Annotated in this window: 13 protein-coding genes and 5 pseudogenes; all 18 read left to right on the plus strand. The window is 41.3% G+C overall.

Annotation, left to right across the window (positions count from 1 at the left end):
• The first annotated feature begins 60 nt into the window (after positions 1-60).
• A pseudogene (locus tag PCORN_RS00725) lies at positions 61-1,341 on the plus strand (ATP-dependent helicase ComFA).
• 25 nt (positions 1,342-1,366) lie between these two features.
• On the plus strand, positions 1,367-1,921 hold the full coding sequence (locus tag PCORN_RS18040) for a ComF family protein (RefSeq protein ID WP_149024194.1): 555 nt from the start codon (positions 1,367-1,369) through the stop codon (positions 1,919-1,921).
• Positions 1,879-2,022: a ComF family protein gene (locus tag PCORN_RS18045; protein ID WP_159102497.1), complete on the plus strand. Its 144-nt coding sequence runs from the start codon at positions 1,879-1,881 to the stop codon at positions 2,020-2,022. Before PCORN_RS18040 ends, PCORN_RS18045 begins: the two co-directional genes overlap by 43 nt.
• A gap of 215 nt (positions 2,023-2,237) precedes the next feature.
• On the plus strand, positions 2,238-2,801 hold the full coding sequence (hpf, locus tag PCORN_RS00735) for a ribosome hibernation-promoting factor, HPF/YfiA family (RefSeq protein WP_036076657.1): 564 nt from the start codon (positions 2,238-2,240) through the stop codon (positions 2,799-2,801).
• A gap of 327 nt (positions 2,802-3,128) precedes the next feature.
• A pseudogene (gene secA / locus PCORN_RS00740) lies at positions 3,129-5,643 on the plus strand (preprotein translocase subunit SecA).
• A 138-nt stretch (positions 5,644-5,781) separates the two neighbouring features.
• A protein-coding gene (prfB, locus tag PCORN_RS00745; protein WP_149024195.1) for a peptide chain release factor 2 occupies positions 5,782-6,883 on the plus strand; the annotation gives its coding sequence in 2 pieces (ribosomal slippage) (positions 5,782-5,853 and positions 5,855-6,883; 1,101 coding nt in all).
• A gap of 18 nt (positions 6,884-6,901) precedes the next feature.
• On the plus strand, positions 6,902-7,762 hold the full coding sequence (locus tag PCORN_RS00750) for a YitT family protein (RefSeq protein WP_036076964.1): 861 nt from the start codon (positions 6,902-6,904) through the stop codon (positions 7,760-7,762).
• A 518-nt stretch (positions 7,763-8,280) separates the two neighbouring features.
• Complete coding sequence (gene ftsE, locus PCORN_RS00755) at positions 8,281-8,967, plus strand: cell division ATP-binding protein FtsE (RefSeq protein ID WP_036076659.1); 687 nt, start codon at positions 8,281-8,283, stop codon at positions 8,965-8,967.
• Positions 8,957-9,844 carry a permease-like cell division protein FtsX gene (ftsX, locus tag PCORN_RS00760; protein ID WP_036076661.1) on the plus strand — a complete coding sequence of 296 codons (888 nt, stop codon included), beginning with the start codon at positions 8,957-8,959 and terminating at the stop codon, positions 9,842-9,844. The genes ftsE and ftsX overlap by 11 nt, the downstream gene beginning before the upstream one ends.
• A gap of 127 nt (positions 9,845-9,971) precedes the next feature.
• Positions 9,972-11,207, plus strand: coding sequence for a C40 family peptidase (locus PCORN_RS00765; protein ID WP_036076664.1), 1,236 nt, complete (start codon positions 9,972-9,974; stop codon positions 11,205-11,207).
• Between the two features lie 133 nt (positions 11,208-11,340).
• Positions 11,341-12,724 (plus strand): annotated as a pseudogene (locus PCORN_RS21180) (murein hydrolase activator EnvC family protein).
• 115 nt (positions 12,725-12,839) lie between these two features.
• Positions 12,840-14,292: pseudogene (cls, locus tag PCORN_RS00775) on the plus strand (cardiolipin synthase).
• A gap of 12 nt (positions 14,293-14,304) precedes the next feature.
• Complete coding sequence (locus PCORN_RS00780; protein ID WP_036076667.1) at positions 14,305-15,483, plus strand: PDZ domain-containing protein; 1,179 nt, start codon at positions 14,305-14,307, stop codon at positions 15,481-15,483.
• Between the two features lie 370 nt (positions 15,484-15,853).
• Complete coding sequence (locus PCORN_RS00785) at positions 15,854-16,567, plus strand: response regulator transcription factor (RefSeq protein WP_149024197.1); 714 nt, start codon at positions 15,854-15,856, stop codon at positions 16,565-16,567.
• A complete protein-coding gene (gene pnpS / locus PCORN_RS00790) occupies positions 16,564-18,336 on the plus strand; it encodes a two-component system histidine kinase PnpS (RefSeq protein ID WP_036076675.1) in 1,773 nt (590 codons plus the stop codon). Before PCORN_RS00785 ends, pnpS begins: the two co-directional genes overlap by 4 nt.
• A gap of 218 nt (positions 18,337-18,554) precedes the next feature.
• Positions 18,555-19,460 carry a phosphate ABC transporter substrate-binding protein gene (locus PCORN_RS00795; RefSeq protein WP_036076677.1) on the plus strand — a complete coding sequence of 302 codons (906 nt, stop codon included), beginning with the start codon at positions 18,555-18,557 and terminating at the stop codon, positions 19,458-19,460.
• Positions 19,461-19,563: 103 nt separating this feature from the next.
• Positions 19,564-20,485 (plus strand): annotated as a pseudogene (gene pstC / locus PCORN_RS00800) (phosphate ABC transporter permease subunit PstC).
• Positions 20,482-21,366 carry a phosphate ABC transporter permease PstA gene (gene pstA / locus PCORN_RS00805; protein WP_036076688.1) on the plus strand — a complete coding sequence of 295 codons (885 nt, stop codon included), beginning with the start codon at positions 20,482-20,484 and terminating at the stop codon, positions 21,364-21,366. The pseudogene pstC and the gene pstA overlap by 4 nt, the downstream one beginning before the upstream one ends.
• The last annotated feature ends 17 nt before the right edge of the window (positions 21,367-21,383 follow it).

The raw sequence follows: 21,383 nt of genomic DNA on the forward strand, positions 1-21,383 counted from the left end.
TTGCAGACAAACATAGAGGGAAGGCTATTTTCAAAAGAAGAAATCCCCGATACTAAAAATATGCAACAGGTCAAGGCTGTCGAAGTCAAGGAAAACAAGAAAATGTGTTTAAGATGTGGGAATAATCAAGAGGAATTATTCTTTAGAAGTCCTTGTAGTCACTGCGGTAGCGAGAACTGCTGGTATTGTAGGAATTGCATTATAATGGGGAAAATGACGGAGTGCGGCTCTCTATTCTATTTCCCCGGCAGGACTAGCATTTCGAGCCGAAAAAGTAATTATTTGGCTTGGAAAGGAGAATTATCACCTGGTCAGAAAATAGCATCTGCTAAAGTGCATCATGCTGTAGTGGAGAAAGAAAATTTACTTCTTTGGGCAGTTGCGGGATCTGGAAAGACGGAGATGATGTTTGAAGGAATGAATGAAGTATTGATAAATGGTGGGCGTCTATGTGTTGCGTCGCTAGAGTGGACGTTTGTTTAGAACTATTTCCACGTTTACAAGAAGTATTTCCAGATGTGGAGATGGTTTGTTTATACGGAGATTCGACAGATGTGTATAATGGGGAACGGTTTGTAGTAGCCACGACCCATCAGCTCGTGAGATTCTATGAAGCATTTGATGTTATTTTTATAGACGAAGTGGATGCGTTTCCATATGCAAAAGACCCTTTTTTGGAGTATGCCGTTCAAAAAGCACAGTTACGCACAGGATGTTCGATTTTCATCACAGCTACACCAGATAGAAAGTGGCAAAAAGAATGTAACAGTGGGAAACGTCATTTTGTGAAAATTCCAGCGAGGTATCATAGGAAATCACTCCCTGTGCCTCGAAAAGTATGGATAGGAGATTGGAAAAAAAGATTACAAAAACAAAAAAATTCCTGATTTGATACTCCAGTGGATGCGACAAAAGTTAGATGAAGGATGTCCTGTCTTATTATTTTTTCCGGAAATAAAAGTTATGTTAGAAGTAGCTGTTATTCTTGGTAAATTAGATTTCGAGCCACTTTTGACGGTTCATTCTTCCGATCCAGAAAGGAAGGAGAAAGTACAACAGATGCGGGATGGGACAATCCGATTATTACTCACAACAACCATTCTCGAGCGCGGAGTCACTTTTACAAACGTGCAAGTAGGTGTTTTTGGAAGCGAAGGAAGGATTTTTACAGAATCAGCACTTGTTCAAATATCTGGGCGTGCAGGTCGGAAATTTGATTATCCTAAAGGCGACGTATTATTTTTTCATAATGGCGTCTCAAAAAATATGGCATTAGCTATTTCGCAAATAAAAATGATGAATCAACTTGGAAAGCGTCAGGGATTGCTAGATGAAAAATAGGTGCCTGTTATGCAGAAAAGAGTTGATGGCTGAAATTTCTTGGAGTAGCCTGTTCAAGCTAGAAAAGAAACGTGTGATCTGCGCTGGCTGTGAATCTAAGTTGAATCGTATCGAGGGTATCACATGTAGCAAGTGCGGTAGGCTGATGGATGATTCTAATAAAGAAATAATCTGCGAGGACTGCAAAAGATGGGGGATGAAAGAGCCGCATGATTACTTGCAAAAAAATATTGCTTGCTATACATACAATGAGTTCGCTAAAGATTTAATGGCTCTGTATAAATATAGAGGTGATTATGCCATTGCAGGAGTCTTCGCACAACAATTGAAAGCGAAGTGGATAGAAATGAATAAAGAGGTCACGATACCGCTCCCGATTAGCTCAGAGCGGAGAAGGGAGCGCGGATTTAATCAGACAGAGGGATTGCTTCAATTAGCTGATATTTCATTCGAAACAGAACTCAAGAGAGAACATACTGAAAAACAATCTAAAAAAAACAACGTAAAGAAAGAATCGAGCAGGAGCAATTCTTTTTTGTGGAAAATAAAGAGGTTCTTGAATCCAAAGAAATATTGTTAGTAGATGATATTTATACAACAGGGGCAACGCTACATTTGGCAGCGGAAGCGCTTGTGAAAGCTGGTGCGAAAAGCGTAGTATCACTCACTGTTTTCCGTTAAAGCAAAATTTTCAATCATTTTAGGTTTGTTTTTGAAGATTTGTGGAATGAATAGAGTAACAGCATCATACTTACAGACTACGTAAACACTGGGAGTATAGTAATTTTGCTCCGTGTAAATGTTTGCAAAATGCTACATTATAACGTAGACTGTATCTAAGAAGTCATTCACTTCTTGTAAAGTATGATTTGTTTTATTTCAAAGGAGGAATTGCTATGCTAAAGTATAACATTCGTGGCGAAAACATTGAAGTAACGGAGCCAATTAGAGAGTATGTTGAAAAGAAAATCGACAAATTAGAGCGCTATTTCAGCGAGGCTCCAGACGCTAATGTTCATGTGAATCTTAAAGTTTATTCCGATAAGAACGCAAAGGTTGAAGTGACCATTCCTCTCAAAAATTTAGTGCTACGTGCTGAAGAAACGAGTGGGGATTTATATGCAAGTATTGATTTGATTGTAGATAAATTAGAAAGACAGATTCGTAAACATAAAACAAAAGTGAACCGTAAATTCCGTGACAAAGGTGCCGAGCATGATTACTTCGCTTTTTCAGAAGTGAATAGCAGTGCTACGTCAGGTGAATTTGAGAACGATAGTGAGCTAGACATTGTTCGTACAAAGGAATTTTCTTTGAAACCAATGGACAGTGAAGAAGCTGTACTTCAAATGAATTTATTAGGTCATAGTTTCTTTGTATACACGGATGCAGAATCAGACGGGACAAACATTGTGTACCGTCGTAAAGATGGCAAATACGGTTTGATTGAAACAAATTAACTTAGATTGTCTTCTAAAAGCCGGGATCCAAAACAAGGGGATCTCGGCTTTTGTTGTCAATACCCAATTAGAAATAAAAAAGTGAATGACGAAAAAATGAGCTCGAGAAGATATTTTTTATTTAAATAAAGCGCATAGCTTAGGCTTTTTTACAGAATCAAAGAAAATACGTCGAAATGTTCACAGGAAACAGGTTGTAAAAGACAGGCGAAAGATGGTAGAATTGTCTAGTGAGCCTATGATAAGGCAGTTGCGTCAGAAAGTGGGAAGAGCGCAACGATTTCAACTTCAGGGAAAGTATAGAAACAGGTAGAGGAGAATAAGATCATGGCAGGTTTATTAAAAAAGATATTTGAGTCTGGTAAAAAAGATGTTAAGTATCTAGAGAAGAAAGCAGATCAGATTGAAGCGCTAGCTGAAGAAACAGCAAAGCTTTCTGATGATGAGATTCGTGCGAAAACAGAGGCTTTTAAAGAACGATATCAGAATGGGGAAACATTGGATTCTCTTTTGGTTGAGGCTTTTGCAGTGGCGCGTGAAGGAGCAAAGCGTGCATTAGGCATGTTCCCGTTTCGCGTTCAATTAATGGGTGGCATTGTGCTACACGAAGGTAACATCGCAGAGATGAGAACTGGGGAAGGTAAAACTTTAACAGCGACACTACCAGTTTATTTAAATGCGCTCTCCGGAAATGGCGTTCATGTTGTTACAGTCAATGAGTATTTGTCGCAACGTGATGCGGAAGAGATGGGAGTTCTATATAATTTCCTTGGTTTATCAGTTGGACTAAATCTAAATGCTCTTTCCAGCGAAGAAAAACGGGAAGCATATGCTGCGGATATTACGTATAGCACAAATAATGAACTAGGGTTTGATTATTTACGTGATAACATGGTTGTGTATAAAGAGCAGATGGTTCAACGTCCACTTTCTTATGCTGTAATCGATGAGGTCGATTCAATTCTTGTCGATGAAGCAAGAACACCGTTGATTATTTCTGGTCAAGCAGAGAAATCGACTATTCTATACGTTCGTGCTAATTCATTCGTTGAGACATTGACAGTGGAGAAAGATTATACAGTTGATATTAAGACGAAATCAGTGTACATGACTGAAGAGGGTATGACAAAAGGTGAGAAGTATTTTGACGTCGAAAATTTGTTTGACATAGAAAGTTCCACTTTGCTCCATCATATTGCGCAAGCTTTAAAAGCAAACTATACGATGCATCTTGATGTTGATTATGTTGTGCAAGATGACGAAGTACTAATTGTAGATCAATTTACTGGTCGTATTATGAAAGGCCGTCGTTTCAGTGAAGGCTTGCACCAAGCGCTGGAAGCTAAAGAAGGCGTTACAATCCAAAATGAATCACAAACAATGGCAACTATCACATTCCAGAACTATTTCCGGATGTATAAGAAATTATCTGGTATGACAGGTACAGCTAAAACGGAAGAAGAAGAATTCCGTGATATTTATAATATGCGTGTTATCGAAATCCCAACGAATAAGCCAATCGTCCGTGATGACCGTGCTGATTTAATCTACACGTCAATTGATGCGAAATTTAATGCTGTGGTAGAAGACATTGCCGAACGTTACGCGAATGGACAGCCAGTATTGGTTGGTACCGTAGCGATTGAAACGTCTGAGGTTATCTCCCATAAATTAAAACGTAAAGGTGTACCACATAGTGTTTTGAATGCGAAACAACATGAAAAAGAAGCTGAAATTATCCAGTTCGCTGGGGAAAAAAGGCTCTGTAACTATTGCAACGAATATGGCCGGTCGTGGTACGGATATCAAACTTGGTGAAGGTACAATTGAAGCAGGCGGTTTAGCTGTTATCGGTACGGAACGCCATGAATCAAGACGTATTGATAATCAGTTGCGTGGTCGTGCAGGTCGTCAAGGAGATCCAGGTGTAACACAATTCTATCTTTCGATGGAAGATGAATTGATGAAACGTTTCGGTTCAGATAACATGAAATCAATGATGGAACGATTTGGTATGGACGACGAAGCTATCCAAAGTAAAATGGTTAGTCGTGCTGTTGAATCTGCTCAAAAACGTGTCGAAGGAAATAACTTTGATTCACGTAAACAAGTACTTCAATATGATGACGTGCTGCGTCAACAACGTGAAGTTATTTATAAACAACGTTACGCAGTTATTACCGCTGAAAATAACTTACGCTCTGTTATCGAACCAATGATTCAAAACGTCGTGAATTTTGTCGTGCAGTCCAATGCACCAAGACAAGAGGATCGCGAAGAATGGAATTTACAAGGAATTATCGATTTCGTGGAGGCTAACTTGCTACCAGAAGACGTAATCAGTGTAGATGACATTAAAAATATGGAAACGAAAGATATTCAAGATTTCATTTTAGAAAAAGTAAATGAAGCCTATAATGAAAAAGAAACAATGCTTCCAGAAGAAGAATTTAACGAGTTCCAAAAAGTAGTATTGCTACGTGTAGTAGATACGAAATGGGTAGATCATATCGATGCAATGGATCATTTACGTGATGGTATTCATTTACGTGCATACGGTCAAATCGATCCGCTACGTGAATATCAATCAGAAGGCTTTGAAATGTTTGAAGCGATGATTGGCTCCATTGATGAAGAGGTTGCTCGTTACATTATGAAAGCTGAAATTCGTCAAAACCTTGAGCGTGAACAAGTGGCTAAAGGTGATGCTATTGATCCGAATGAAGGCAAACCACTGGCTAAGAAGCAACCAGTTCACAAAGATCAACACATTGGTCGTAATGATCCATGTCCTTGTGGTAGTGGCGAAAAGTATAAGAATTGTCACGGAAAAGAGAAATAGCAAGGTGCAAAAAAACCAGGAGTTTTCCTGGTTTTTTTGTTTACACTTGGCCAACTAATCGCAGTTTCCAGCCAAGTATGCTATATTATTAAAAGTGCATTTATTTTATGCATGAAAATTGAAAAAGAGGTGTTGAGAATGGAATTAGCTGAAATTCGCAATGAACTAGAAAAGACAACCCAACAAATCAAAGACTTTAGGGGGTCTCTTTGACTTAGACAGCATAGAAGTTCGGATTGCTGAGTTAGAGGATCAAATGTTGGATCCAGAATTTTGGAATGACCAACAAGGGGCGCAAAAAGTCATCAATGAAGCGAACGGCTACAAAGAAACCTATAACGCGTTTCATGAATTAGAAGAAGAGCAAGAAAATCTAGAGCTTAGTTTGGAGCTTTTGCGCGAAGAGGCGGATGAAGAGTTGCAAACAGAACTAGAAACAGAATTAGAGAAATTTGTGGCGAAGTTAACGGATTTCGAATTGAAATTAATGTTAAGCGAGCCTTACGATAAAAATAACGCCATTTTAGAGCTGCACCCAGGAGCCGGCGGAACGGAATCACAAGATTGGGGCTCGATGTTACTACGCATGTACCAGCGCTGGGCCGATAAGAAGGATTTCAAAGTTGAGATGCTGGATTACCAAGCGGGAGACGAAGCGGGGATTAAGAGCGTGACATTGCTCATCAAAGGGCATAACGCATACGGCTACTTAAAAGCGGAAAAAGGCGTTCACCGTCTCGTCCGTATTTCGCCATTCGATTCCTCAGGACGCCGCCATACATCTTTTGTATCATGTGATGTCATGCCAGAAATGGATGACGATATCGAAATCGAAGTTCGTCCAGAAGATTTAAAAATTGACACGTATCGCGCGACCGGAGCAGGTGGTCAGCATATTAATACGACCGATTCAGCTGTACGGATGACACATATCCCATCCGGAATTGTCGTAACATGCCAATCCGAGCGCTCGCAGCTAAAAAACCGTGATCAAGCAATGAAGATGTTAAAAGCAAAATTATATCAAAAAGAACAAGAAGAAAAAGAGAAAGAGCTTGCGGAACTTCGCGGTGAACAAAAAGAAATTGGTTGGGGAAGTCAAATCCGATCTTACGTATTCCATCCGTATTCGATGGTAAAAGACCACCGTACAAGCGTTGAAACAGGAAATACACAAGCAGTCATGGATGGCGATATTGATGAATTCATCAATGGCTATCTACGTTCGCGGATTGATTAAGGTGGCAAGATGAAAGAAATGAAACCAGTCAAACGGCGTAAACTACCGCCTAAATTAGCGAAAGCGATGGAATACGTCTATGTCATTTTAGGCGCATTTATTATCGCTTTAGCATTCAATGTCTTGCTGTTACCGAATCATGTTGCTTCTGGTGGCGTGAGCGGGATCAGTACAATTATCAATTATTTAACAGGATGGACACCGGCTTACATTCAATGGGCATTCAATATCCCATTATTTTTTGCAGGGGTGTTCTTCCTAGGCTACCAATTCGGGATTAAAACTTTCGTAGGCACGATGATTATGCCACTATTTGTTTATTTGACATCTGATTGGACCGTTTGGACACATGAACCACTTGTTGCGGCCTTATTTGGTGGTGTACTTGTGGGGATGGGGCTCGGTATTGTCTTTCGGGGCAAAGCATCGACAGGTGGTACAGATGTCATCGCCCAAATTTTGCACAAATTCACGAATCTTTCGCTAGGCATTTGTGTGGCTTTGATTGACGGTTTTGTCGTTATCGCAGCGATGTTTGTCTTTGATATCGAGTCGGGTCTGTACGCGCTCATTGGCCTGTTCGCCACGAGTAAAACGATTGATCTCGTTCAAGTCGGGCTCAACCAGTCGAAAACCGTACTGATTATTTCAGAAAAACAAGACGAGATACGCCATGCCATTCTTTATAAAATTGATCGAGGTATTACACGTCTGTCGGCAAAAGGCGGTTATACAGAAGATGATAGACAGATTCTACTGTGTGTTATTGCTCAATCGGAATTTTCAAGGCTAAAAGGTGTTATAAAAGAAATTGACCCGAGCGCATTTGTCGTTGTTATGAGCGCAAGTGAGGTTATGGGAGAAGGCTTTAATATTTAAAATACAGCAAAAGGAGTAGCATTGACCAGTCACGTTGATGTTGCTTTTTTGTATAACAGTTGTGTAACAAGAAGTTCATTCAGAGTACCTAGGAAGGTATTTACTTAGCAGAAGTGGTCTATTCCAATTGATTTCACTGTAACTATTTTTAATATCCCTGTAATGTTAATTCACTGGAAAACGCGGTACAATAGGAGAGTAGTAAAACAGTGCAGTAATTCAGGCACGTTTTTTTTATGGCTTTTTTACAGAAAGAGAAGTATATGCGATTTTTAATGATGGAAATGAAAATATGTATATTGCAAATAAAATAAAACTTGTCATTGGTTGAAATATAACTGTAACCTAATTAACCTGAACCTGAAAGATTGAAGTGTTATAATGGAATCATGCGTTGTGACTTCAAGTACTTCAGCAAAAATGGTGAGCCTTGTTTGAGACTTCACTGCACAATTCGGGTTATCTTACATGTTATATCATTCCAACTTGATTTAAGAAAGGCATAGTTAGGTGATAAAATGATTGTTATGGAAGATGTCTACAAGAAATATCCCAATGGTATTACAGCTGCGAATGGGTTGAACATTAAGATTGACCAGGGAGAATTCGTTTATGTCGTAGGGCCGAGTGGTGCTGGTAAATCGACTTTTATTAAGATGATATACCGCGAAGAGCGAGCGACAAAAGGAACGATTAATGTTGGTAAATTTGATTTACTCAATATGAAGAATCGCGAAGTACCGTTTTTAAGAAGGCATGTCGGTGTTGTTTTTCAGGATTTCAAGTTGCTTCCGAGCAAAACCGTTTATGAAAACATTGCGTATGCGATGGAAGTAGTAGAGGAAGATCCGAAAGTCATCAAAGACCGTGTCATGGAAGTGCTAGACCTAGTTAATTTGAAACATAAAGTCAGAATGCTACCAGATGAGTTGTCTGGCGGGGAGCAACAACGGATTTCGATTGCTCGCTCGATAGCAAATATGCCACAGGTTTTAATTGCAGATGAACCGACTGGAAACCTCGATCCTGATACGTCATGGGAAATCATGAATATCCTTGAAGAAATTAGTAATCGCGGAACGACAATCGTGATGGCGACACACAATAAAGAGATTGTTAATACTCTGAAACACCGTGTAATCGCTATCGAAAACGGCAGAATCGTTCGTGATGAACAGCAAGGAGATTATGGCTATGAAATTTAGAACAGTAGGTAGACATTTTAAAGAGAGCTTTAAGAGTCTCTATCGTAACGGTTGGATGACATTCGCTGCAGCTAGTGCAGTAACAGTAACCTTGATTTTAGTCAGTGTGTTCTTCGCAATTATGATGAACATGAACAAGTTAGCAGATGATGTGGAGAATGACGTTGAAATTAACGCGCATATCCAACTTACTGCGACAAAAGATCAACAGGATGAATTAAAAGCCAATATCGGAGAGCTAAACGGCGTCGATAGTGTCACATTTTCTTCCAAGGATGAGCAAATGGAGAAGTTAGTCTCTACATATGGTAAGGATTTCGAGTTGTTCGAACAAGATAATCCACTTTACGATGTGTTCATTGTTCAAGCGAAGGAGCCGAGTGAAACGGCGAAGGTTGCATCTGAGATCGAGAAAATGAAATATGTCGCAAAAGTGAACTATGGTGAAAAAACAGTAGATAAATTGTTTAATGTCTTGAAATGGGGACGATATGCTGGTATAATATTAAGTGCTGGTCTTTTATTAACAGCCATGTTCCTGATCTCCAATACGATTAAGATTGCGATTTATTCGCGTAGAACTGAGATTGAGATTATGAAATTGGTAGGAGCGACAAACTGGTTTATCCGGTGGCCGTTCGTGTTAGAAGGGGCTTGGCTAGGTCTATTAGGATCTATCGTGCCAGTGATACTAACATTTGTAGGTTACATTAACACTTATAATCTTATCAATCCAAGACTTGGAGAAGGCACCAACCTTTCCTTATTATCGCCAACCCCATTCATGTATGAAATATCGGGGTTAATCATTGCTATCGGAGTATTGATTGGTATATGGGGAAGTGCAATATCCATCCGTAGATTCTTGAAAGTTTAACAATTAAATGCGTGTCAGACAAACGAACGCATTCTAAAAATAATAAAAAATTCAATGAAAGAAAAGCCTAGGGAGCTTTTTAGGAGGTAAAATCTTTTGAAAAAAAAATACTTTAATCGCTGCGTCAATGGCAGCTGTAATCAGTTTATCACCGGTTTTTACAACAAATGCATTTGCGGACGTTAACACAGACATCCAACAGAAAGATGCAAAGCTAAACGATCTTAAATCTAAGAAAGCTGATTTACAAGCTGATCTATCATCTTTAGTAACGAAACTAGAATCGGCGCAAGCAAAATCGAAAGAACTACAAGCGAGCTTCAACAAATCAGCAGAACAATTAAAGAAATTAAACGCTGATATCGCAGCAATCAATGCTCGCATTAAAGAGCGTGAAGGTGTTCTTAAAGAGCGTGCTCGTTCAATGCAAGTAAACTCAAATTCAAATGTTTATCTTGACGTAGTTCTAAGTGCAGATAACTTTGGCGATTTAGTAGACCGTGTATCTGCAGTAAACACAATTGTTGATTCTGATAAAGCGATTCTTGACGAACAACAAAAAGACGAAGATGCTTTGAAATCAAAATCTGCATCTGTTAAAAAAGAGCAAGAAAAACAACAAAAAGCAATCGCTAGTTATGAAGAACAACAAAATAAAATCGAAGCTCAAAAAGCTGAGAAAGAAGCTGTTGTAGCACAATTAGCAGCACAGCAAGCAACAACGCAACAAGAAAAATCTACTTTAATCGCGCAACGTGATAGAGAAGCAGCAGCAGCGGCGGCTCGTGCGGCGGCAGCGAAAGAAGCGACTACTGTTCAACCATTAGCGGCTACAGAAACGAAAACTGAGTCATCATCGAATTCAAGTTCGAATGAATCATCATCTACAGCATCATCTTCTAATGACAGCAGTTCTAAATCTGAAAGCACTACAACGAAAAAAGCATCATCAAATACTTCTAATTCAACAAATAATACAATCGCAACACCAACAGGTTCTGGTTACGATGCGATGATTTCAACCGCCTATGCGCAATTAGGTAAACCATACTCACTAGGAGCAACTGGACCAGGTTCATTTGACTGTTCTGGATTTACTTCTTACTCATTCCGTGCAGCTGGAATCTCTCTTCCAAGAACTTCTGGTGCTCAATATGCAGCATCTACTAAAATCAGTTCAAGCCAAGCAAAACCAGGTGATTTAGTATTCTTCAGCTATGGTAGCGGAATCGCTCACGTTGGTATCTATATTGGCGGAGGAAAAATGATTAACGCGCAAAATGACGGCGTTAAGATCGATAGCCTTTCAAGCGGCTTCTGGGCTCAATCTCTTGTAGGTTTTGGCCGCGTAGCTAACTTTTAATCGTAAAATATAACAAGCGTTTTTGAAAATAGAAAAGTACCTTTGTATGATTATCTACGAAGGTACTTTTTTTTCTAATCTAGCGAATGGGAAAAAAAGTAATATACGAATCTGATCTAGGAGGAATTAATAAATGACATATAAGAAATTACTCGTAAATAGCCTTGCAATAACTGTAGCAGTTGGGCTCTTTAGTGTAGTGCCAACTAATGTGAAGGCTGCTGACCTAAATGAATTACAAAAGCAACAACAAGCCATTCAGCAACAGCGTTCTACTATAGATAATCACATTGACGAGAAGGACCATGAAGTATCCGTTCTCGAAAGAAAGCAACAAACGACGGCTTCTGAACTGGAAAGTCTAGTGAAAAGCATTACGGAAACCAATAAAAAGTTGCAAAAACAACAACAAGAAGTAGCGGTAACGAATGCGGAAGTAAGCAAGCTGAAAAATGAAATCGTTGTGTTACAAAAAAGCATCGACGACCGCCTTAATTTATTGAAAGATCGTGCGCGCGCCATCCAAGTGAATGGAAACGGTCAAGAGTATATGAATGTTATTTTAGCATCTGATAATTTCAGTGATTTCATTGATCGTGCAACGATGGTATCTACGCTGGTCAATGCGGATAAAGATATTATGAGCGACCAGAAAAAAGATGAGGATGCGCTGAATTCTAAGCAAAAACAGACGGAAACGAAATTAGCGAGTTTAAAGAAATTATCTACAGAAATCGCGCTTTCAAAGAATAACTTAGAAAGCCAAAAAAAGTCAAAAAGATGAATTAATCTTGGCTATTGCGGCTGAAAAAGACTTAACGCAGCAACAAAAGAATGATTTATTAGCACAACAAGGTGAACTGGCAGTGAATGAACAAGCAATCGCTGGGAATATTCAAGCGGAGAAAAACCGCCAAGCACAGCAACAATTAGTGGCGGCGCGTAAAGCGAGTGAAGAACGGGCAGCAAAAGCAACAAGAGAAGCTGCTGCACAAGCAAAATCCAAGGTCGTTACGCGTACAGAAACAACCGCAGCTGCAACGACAACACAAGAAGAAGCACCAGCTGTTTCCATCCCTTCCATCCCGTCAATCAGTGCTGGTTCCCAAACAGGAATGTTCATTAAACCTGCAGCAGGAATCTTAACATCTGGATTTAGCGATAGAACGAATCCTGTCACTGGCCAACATGAATCACATAAAGGGCAAGATATTGCTGCGGGTGGAAGTGTTCCAATTTATGCAGCAGCAGGCGGAACAGTTGTTTTCTCTGGTTTCGGCGCTCCAGGTAGCGGTTATGGTGGCTACGGATATGTTGTTGAAATCGATCATGGAAATGGCTACCAAACGCTTTACGGTCATATGAAAGCGGGAAGTTTGCAAGTCGTTGCAGGGCAAAGCGTTTCTCAAGGCCAAGGCATCGGTATCATGGGCTCGACTGGGCAATCAACGGGGCAACATCTTCACTTCGAGATTCATAAAAATGGTGTTCCAGTAGATCCATCTCCTTATATTTAATATCAAACTCGGCTAACCGCTATTGGTAGCCGAGTTTTTGTGTGATACTAAGGCAATACTTAACTCCTGATTTATGATATGATAAAAAGGTAGCATTATTATTGGGAGGTACATTATGGGGATTATTGCGGGATTACTGATTGTTTTACTAGTAATCAATCTATTTTTTGCTGCTGTGATGGTGTTTTTAGAAAGACGAGACACATCAGCAACATGGGCTTGGTTGCTTGTACTGACGTTCATACCTGTTATTGGATTTATTATATATTTAATATTTGGCCGAAAGCTCTCTCATCGCAAAATTTTTGACTGGAAGGGACAGGAGAAAATTGGATTGCGAGAGTCGACGGATAATCAGATTAGTATGATTAGGCAACAGGAATTTCCATTCAGTGATCGAAATGTCGCGAAACATCGGGATTTGATTTATTTACTATTGGTGAACGATGGCGCGATTTTGACGCAGGATAATGAAGTGACTATTTTCACGGATGGGCATGAGAAGTTTGATGCGTTGATGCGAGATATTGAGATGGCGACGGATCATATTCATTTGATTTATTACATTATTCATTCGGATATGTTAGGGAATCGTTTGCAGAAAGCGCTGATAAAAAAAGGCGGAGGAAGGGCTCGATGTTCGTGTGATTTATGACGCAATGGGATGTCGGACCACGAAAAAGGCTTTTTGGAATGAACTGAAGCAAAATGGTGTCAAAGTATGGCCGTTTTTTCCTTCAAAATTGCCGTTGATAAATTTCCGATTGAACTATCGAAATCATCGTAAACTGGCGATTATTGATGGAGAAATTGGCTATATTGGTGGATTCAATGTTGGGGATGAATATCTAGGCCTGGATGATAGTTTTGGCTATTGGCGTGATACGCATCTGCGAGTTCGTGGAAAAGCGGTTTTTGCGATGCAGACGAGGTACATTATGGACTGGAATTCGGCGTCATCGGCTAGTCAGAAATTGGATTATCAAACGCGCTATTTTCCGAGTTTTCATGGTAAGGGACAGACGAGTATGCAGATTGTATCCAGTGGCCCGGATTCGGAATGGCAGCAAATTAAGAATGGCTATATCAAAATGATCAATTCGGCGAAGAAATCGATTTATTTACAGTCGCCGTATATTATTCCAGATGCGAGCTTGCTAGAAGCGCTTAAAATTGCGTCGTTGTCTGGTGTGGATGTACGCTTGATGATTCCAAACAAACCGGACCATGCTTTTGTTTACCGTGCAACAACGAGTTATTGCGGGGAATTGATTGAGAGTGGTGCAAAGGTTTATATTTACGATAATGGTTTTATTCATGCAAAAACGCTTGTTGTCGATGGGGAAATTGCTTCGGTGGGAACGGCTAATATGGATTTCCGCAGTTTTAGACTGAATTTTGAAGTCAACGCGTTTATGTATGAGAAAAAAATTGCGCAAAAATTGGAAGATATTTTTTTACAAGATATTTTGAAATCGTATCAATTAACGGAAGAATTATATGCGGAGCGGTCGTTTTGGATTAAAGTGAAAGAGGCGGTGTCGCGGTTACTTTCTCCGATATTATAAGAGGTGAATGGAATGGATACAATAATAGTAGAAATTGTCAAAGGGATTGGTAGTATATTGATGCAGCCGGCGCTATATGTTTCAATGCTAATTGCGATTATTGCTGGATTTAGCCGAATAAAATGGGAACGGAAATCATTTCATGTGCGGGTACACTCGCCTTGGCAGGAATTAAAAGGGTTCTTTGGTTTGGGAATTGTTTTTGGCGCGGTGATTTCGATTATCATGGTTTTTGTAGGTTTTACGTTGACGATTGGCTGGATTGCGATATTTAATGTCGTACTGATTGTGTTGTTGTTAGTCGGATTATTTAGGATGGCTTCGACGGCGTATACGATTGGAATTACCAGCCTTGTTTACTATGCCGCCTATTATTTCGATTGGCAGTTGGCGCCGTTTGAGGATCGGATGCTGCCAATTCGTGATTTGTATATTGATAATTTCATGATTGTCATTGTGTTTGTATTGGCATTATTACTTGCTGTGGAGGCGTTTTTGATTCAATTTACGGGCGCCAACCAAGCCTCACCCATGCTTCGAAAAAGTGGACGCGGAAAATGGGTCGGAGCATTCCAGTTACGTCGTTTATGGTTGTTACCGCTCGTATGCTTTATTCCAGGGCATGGTTTTGCAGCGTTGTTTGATTGGTGGCCGATTTTTCAAATTGGGAATCAGACGTTTTCCTTGATGGTATTACCGATTGTGATTGGTTTTCAGCAGCAAGTACAGTCCCAGCTGCCAGCACAAGCAACGCATAAAATTGCAGTTCGAGTGACCAGTTTATCGATTTTGATCGCACTTCTTGGCGTTGTTAGTATCGTGGTCCCAATTTTGAGCTTACTCGCGTTTATCGTAGCAATCGGTGGTCGGTTTTGGATTTCCTATCGTCATCGCAATGAGGAACAGAATGCAGCGTTTAAGTTTACACCACAAGCGGACGGCATTATGGTTCTGGGCGCGCGGGAAAATACGCCAGCCAGTCGAATGGAAATTTTAGCAGGAGAGGTCATCATGGAGGTAAACGGTGTGGCTGTTATGAATCGCGAAGATTTGTACGAGGCGCTAAACGAAAACCGAGCCTACTGCAAGCTAAAAGTCCGCGACAACAACGGCGAACCAAGAATCGTCCAAACCGCTATCCACGAAGAAGACTCATTCGAACTAGGCTTATTCATGGTAGAATCCAAATAAAAACGTGATGAACTGGGGTTACGACCAGTCACAAAAACGCGACTCAGGGCTGCGAGAACTGCCCAGGTTCTAGGCAAAAGCGAGTTAAGGACTACAGATTCACTGTGCTCCTCTGCATATTGAGGCTCTAATTCACGTTGTTTCAAAGTGCCACAACAAAGCGGAATGTACGACTGTACATGAGCATCGGAACGGAACTTTTAACGACGAAAATGGGTAGTTCTCGCAGCCCTGACTTTTAAGATTGTGTTAAGAGTGTCGGTTTTCTACCCGAAAAAGGTAAATTCATGCTATATTTTAGTGGAAGAATACATAACAAGTTGTGGCGGGGATGTAAAGGCTGCGCGTTATGAATGGGGAGGAAAGAGCATTGACCAAGATTTTAGTAGTAGATGATGAGTCTTCTATTGTAACTTTACTGCAATTTAACATTGAAAAGGCTGGCTTTGATGTAGTGACGGCGGAGGATGGTAGGACAGGGTACGAGCTTGCTTTGTCAGAAAAACCGGATTTGATTGTACTCGATTTGATGTTGCCTGAGATGGACGGGATTGAAGTGTGTAAGCAGTTACGCCAAGATAAGGTGGAGACGCCGATTTTGATGTTAACGGCAAAGGATGACGAATTGGATAAAATTATTGGTCTGGAGCTTGGTGCGGATGACTACTTGACGAAACCGTTTAGTCCGCGTGAGGTTGTGGCGCGAATCAAGGCTATTTTGCGGAGAAGTTCTGGGAAAGCGGCGGACGTGGAACTGGAAGTCGCGCAGAAAGAGAAGTCGCTGCATGTTGGTGAGTTGAAGATTCTGACGGAGAGTTATGAGGTATATTTGCAGGATGAGTTGCTGGATTTGACGCCGAAGGAATTCGAGTTGTTGGTATATTTAGCGAACCACCGGGGCAAGGTTTTTTCGCGAGATCAGTTGCTGGATGCGGTTTGGAATTATGATTATATTGGTGAAACGCGGATTGTGGATGTGCATGTGAGTCATTTGCGGGATAAGATTGAGGCGGATACGAAGAAACCGCAGTACATTAAGACGATTCGTGGTTTTGGCTATAAGATGGAGAACGTGAAATCATGAAAAAATTATGGCTGAAAATAGGACTGTCTTTTTTTATCTTATTTTTTATTGTCATGGTGATTGTGGGTTTCTTTTCGGGGGAACTGATGAAGAGCGTTTACTTGCACATGAAGGAAAACCAGCTGCAGGATGATGCGAAAATATTGCTGACCACGACGAAACTGGAAGATGTTGATTTGGATCAGAATGCGGATAAAATTCAGTCGGACTTAAAACCGCTTGAGGATAAGATTGATGCGCGAATTACGGTGATTGATCAAAGTGGGGACGTCATTGCCGATACGAAGGAAGATCCGCACAGTTTGGGCAGTCATATGAATCGCCCTGAGGTGCAGGAAGTCCTTGAGCAAGGGGAAGAGGTCGGGATTGCCACGCGAAAAAGCTCCACGCTTGGTTATAGTATGCTGTACGTAGCGGTTCCAATTACGCATAATGGTGTAACGGATGGCGTGTTGCGGATTTCGATTTCGCTAGAATCCGTGGAAAAAGCAGTCCATCAGTTATGGCTCAGCCTCACCTTGATTTTTGGGTTGGCGTTAATATTTATTGGCTTCATCAGTGCGGTCATTGCGCGACGGATTACGCGACCGGTCAACGAGATTATCGATGTGTCGATGGACTTGGCAAATCACCGTTATTACAGCAGAATTACAGGGAAAACGAACGGCGAATTGCAGGACTTATCGCTAAGCGTGAATCAACTGGCGCAAAGTTTAGAGAAGCAAATGCAGGAAATCGAGCTTAATCAACAGCGACTGAACGGAATCGTGCAGAACTTGGTCAGCGGTGTGATGTTGATTGATCAACGGAAGCTGATCGTGATGACAAACCCGATGATGGAGCAGATTATCGGCGAAAAAGGACTCACTGGAAAAGCATACTACGAGGTTCTAAAAAGTTTCGCCTTAACGCAGCTTGTCGATCAATGTTTAGAGAAAAAAACTTTTCAGCAAGAGGAAATCACGATTTATTTTCCAAGGGAGCTTATTTTAGACGCCAATGTTTCGCCAATTTTATCAAAAACGGGGAATATAACGGGCGTCATTTTGCTACTACATGATATTACGGAAATTAGACGACTCGAAAATGTGCGTTCGGAGTTTGTTGCAAATGTGTCGCATGAACTGAAAACACCAGTTACCGCGTTAAAAGGCTTTGCGGAAACACTGCTTGATGGCGCGATGTATGATGAAGCACTGCTCAAGAAGTTTCTCACCATTATAAAAGAGGAAAGCGATCGTTTACACCGATTAATCATGGACATTTTGGAATTGTCGCGAATTGAGCAGAAACATGTGTCGATGAATATGGAGCAGGTGGATGTGGAGGATGTAGTGATTACGACAATGGATACGGTTAGCTCAATGGCACTCGAAAAAAGGATTCAGCTTGTGCCACCGAATTTGGCATCGCCAGTTATTATTCAAGCAGAGCGTGATCGATTGCAACAAATCCTGATTAACCTCCTTTCAAACGCGATTGTGTATACGCCACAAGATGGGACAGTGTCGGTCGACGTGACGGAAAATGAGGCAAATGGTACGATAGCTATTACCGTAACAGATAATGGCATCGGAATACCGGTAAAAGACATTGACCGTATTTTTGAGCGTTTTTATCGTGTGGATCGCGCTCGCAGTCGACATTCCGGAGGTACAGGACTTGGACTTTCTATCGTGAAGCATATTGTTGAAAGTTGCGGCGGTCAGATTCAAGTTGAAAGCATCGAAGGATCTGGTACGACATTCACAGTGATACTTCCCAAATAAATACGTAACGCAGGTCGTGATTTGAGCGGCTTGCGTTTTTCTTTACATAAATTCAGTCTGAGACCGCCCAATCCGCGGTCTTTTTGTCATTTTACCTTAAATAAATTTACACAAATAGCATCTTTACATTCTCTTAACATTAGCTACACATCCCCTTAATCCAGAAGAGGTATAGTAGGTTTGTAAGTTAAATCGATAAAAAAGGTGGTTTACAATTCATGAAGAAGAGATTTTTAGGACTAGTAGCTGTTATTGCAGCGTTCACAATGATTATAGCAGGATGTGGAAATTCGAGTACATCATCAGATAAAGCAAACGGAACGGGAGATGGCAAAGAAGTTTCAGGTTCCATTACGGCGGTCGGCTCAACAGCGCTACAACCTCTTGTCGAAGCTGCTTCGAAACAATTTACAGCTGAAAATCCTAAAGCACAAATTAACGTGCAAGGTGGCGGATCTGGAACTGGCCTAACGCAAGTGCAACAAGGCGCAGTGGATATCGGCAACTCGGATGTTTTCGCTGAAGAAAAAGACGGCGTTGACGCTTCAAAATTAGTAGACCACAGAGTCGCAGTAGTCGGCATGGCACCAGTTGTTAATAAAGACGCTGGCGTGAAAAATATTTCGAAACAACAATTAATCGATATCTTCACTGGTAAAATCACAAACTGGAAAGAGGTTGGCGGTAAAAACGAAAAAATTACCATCATCAACCGTGCAGAAGGAAGCGGAACACGTGCTACTTTTGAAAAATGGGGCTTAGATGGCGCAACTCCAATTAAAGCGCAAGAACAAGATTCCTCAGGTACTGTTCGTAAAATCGTAAGCGAAACACCAGGTGCTATCAGTTACCTAGCCTTCTCTTACATTGACGATTCAATCCAAGGACTTTCCCTTGATAATGTAGAGCCGAAAGAAGCAAACGTAGCAACAAACGATTGGAAAATTTGGGCTTACGAGCATATGTACACAAATGGTGAAGCGACAGGACTTGCTAAAAAATTCCTAGCTTACATTACGAGCGAAGACGTTCAAAATGATTTGGTACCACAACTAGGTTACCAATCGATTCACTCGATGAAAGTAGAACGCGATGCTAAAGGAAATATCACAGAAGTTAAATAAAAAATATATTGGGGAAGGCGTCTACTTCTAACTATAGGAGTGGGCGCAAACCCGTTTGTTGAGTATAAAAATTGCACTCAGCACTCGGAAAGGAGTCTACGCAGTGGAAGCACGAGAAAAAGCATTAACGCAAACTTCCAAAAAAGGCCCGTCTTGAAAAAAGAGGGAAAATCATAACATTTATCTGCATCAGCATCATGGTGATTGCAGCGGCATCCATTCTTTTCTTTGTAATCTCGAAAGGACTGGCTACTTTTTTTGTCAATAATGTTTCGTTTGTTGACTTTATTACAGGAACAGATTGGAACCCTTCCAAAACAGATGCGGCTGGAAATCCACTCGTTGGCGCCTTGCCGATGATTCTTGGTTCTTTTGGTGTGACATTACTCGCAGCTTGCATTGCTGCACCGCTCGCGATTGGCGCTGCTATTTTTATGGTGGAAATATCGCCGAAGTTTGGTAAGAAAATTTTGCAACCTGTCATGGAGTTGCTCGTTGGGATTCCATCCGTTGTTTACGGGTTTATAGGGCTCAGCGTTGTCGTTCCGTTTATTCGGGAACATATTTCAGGAAGTGGTTTTGGGATTGCAGCGGCGACCGCGGTTTTGACCGTGATGATTTTGCCGACTGTAACTAGTTTGACAGTGGACGCGATTCAATCGGTACCACGTCATTATCGTGAGGCTTCGCTTGCGCTAGGTGCAACGCGGTGGCAGACGATTTGGAAAGTAATTTTGCGCAGTGCACGACCAGGCATTTTGACAGCTGTTGTTTTCGGAATGGCGCGTGCGTTTGGTGAAGCACTTGCTGTACAAATGGTTATTGGAAACTCCGTGGTTATCCCGACTTCGTTATTCGAACCGGCATCCACGTTGACAAGTATATTAACAATGGGAATGGGAAATACCGTCATGGGGACACTTGATAATAACGTGCTTTGGTCACTAGCGATGGTGCTACTAGCCATGTCATTGTTCTTTATCATTATGATCCGCTTCATCGGTCGTAGGAGGAAAGTCAAATGAATGTAAAAACAAAAGATAAGATCGCGACCTCCGTTTTCTATTTGATTGCGCTACTCATTGTCGTTATTTTGGCAGGGTTACTCGGCTATATCTTAGTTCGAGGCGTTCCTCATCTAAGCTGGCATTTCCTAACTTCTCCGCCAGAATCGTTCAAAGCGGGTGGCGGGATTGGGCCGGAAATTTGGAACTCCTTTTATATGCTATTCATCACGATGCTATTATCCGTTCCAATCGCACTCGGAGCAGGCATCTACATGGCAGAATACGCCCGCAAAAATTGGATTACAGACTTCATCCGGACAACGATTGAAGTCCTATCTTCCTTACCATCGATCGTGGTCGGTTTGTTCGGCTTCTTAATTTTCGTGTTACAGATGGGGTGGAGCTTCTCGGTTATTTCCGGGGCGCTGACACTAACCATCTTTAATCTACCGCTACTCATTCGCGTTATTGAGGAAGCGCTCAATGCTATCCCGAATACGCAACGAGAAGCAGGACTTGCACTAGGCTTGTCGCGCTGGGAAACCATAACACGGGTGCTAGTTCCAGCCGCGCTACCAGCAATCGTGACCGGCGTTATTTTAGCCGCAGGACGCGTATTTGGTGAAGCAGCCGCCTTAATCTACACTGCTGGACAAAGTACACCGACATTGAACTTCGGGGACTGGAATCCAATGAACCCGACGTCGCCGCTTAACATCTTCCGTCCAGCAGAAACACTTGCCGTACACATTTGGAAAATTAACGGAGAAGGAATCATGCCTGACGCCGCCGCAGTATCCGCAGGAGCGTCCGCCGTACTGATTCTTTCCGTGCTACTTTTCAATATTTTAGCCCGCATTCTAGGGAAATACGTATTTAAAAAGATGACGTCTTCCTGATTTGGCGGACAAAAGGA

It is taken from the genome of Listeria cornellensis FSL F6-0969 (assembly GCF_000525855.1).
GTDB classification, from domain to species: Bacteria; Bacillota; Bacilli; order Lactobacillales; family Listeriaceae; genus Listeria_A; species Listeria_A cornellensis.

Coding starts and splice junctions, on each gene's coding strand:
- PCORN_RS00780 (WP_036076667.1), top strand. CDS start 14,305: ATGGATACAATAATAGTAGAAATTGTCAAAGGGATTGGTAGTATATTG.
- pnpS (WP_036076675.1), top strand. CDS start 16,564: ATGAAAAAATTATGGCTGAAAATAGGACTGTCTTTTTTTATCTTATTT.
- PCORN_RS00750 (WP_036076964.1), top strand. CDS start 6,902: ATGAAACCAGTCAAACGGCGTAAACTACCGCCTAAATTAGCGAAAGCG.
- hpf (WP_036076657.1), top strand. CDS start 2,238: ATGCTAAAGTATAACATTCGTGGCGAAAACATTGAAGTAACGGAGCCA.
- PCORN_RS00765 (WP_036076664.1), top strand. CDS start 9,972: ATGGCAGCTGTAATCAGTTTATCACCGGTTTTTACAACAAATGCATTT.
- PCORN_RS18040 (WP_149024194.1), top strand. CDS start 1,367: ATGGCTGAAATTTCTTGGAGTAGCCTGTTCAAGCTAGAAAAGAAACGT.
- PCORN_RS00795 (WP_036076677.1), top strand. CDS start 18,555: ATGAAGAAGAGATTTTTAGGACTAGTAGCTGTTATTGCAGCGTTCACA.
- ftsX (WP_036076661.1), top strand. CDS start 8,957: ATGAAATTTAGAACAGTAGGTAGACATTTTAAAGAGAGCTTTAAGAGT.
- pstA (WP_036076688.1), top strand. CDS start 20,482: ATGAATGTAAAAACAAAAGATAAGATCGCGACCTCCGTTTTCTATTTG.
- ftsE (WP_036076659.1), top strand. CDS start 8,281: ATGATTGTTATGGAAGATGTCTACAAGAAATATCCCAATGGTATTACA.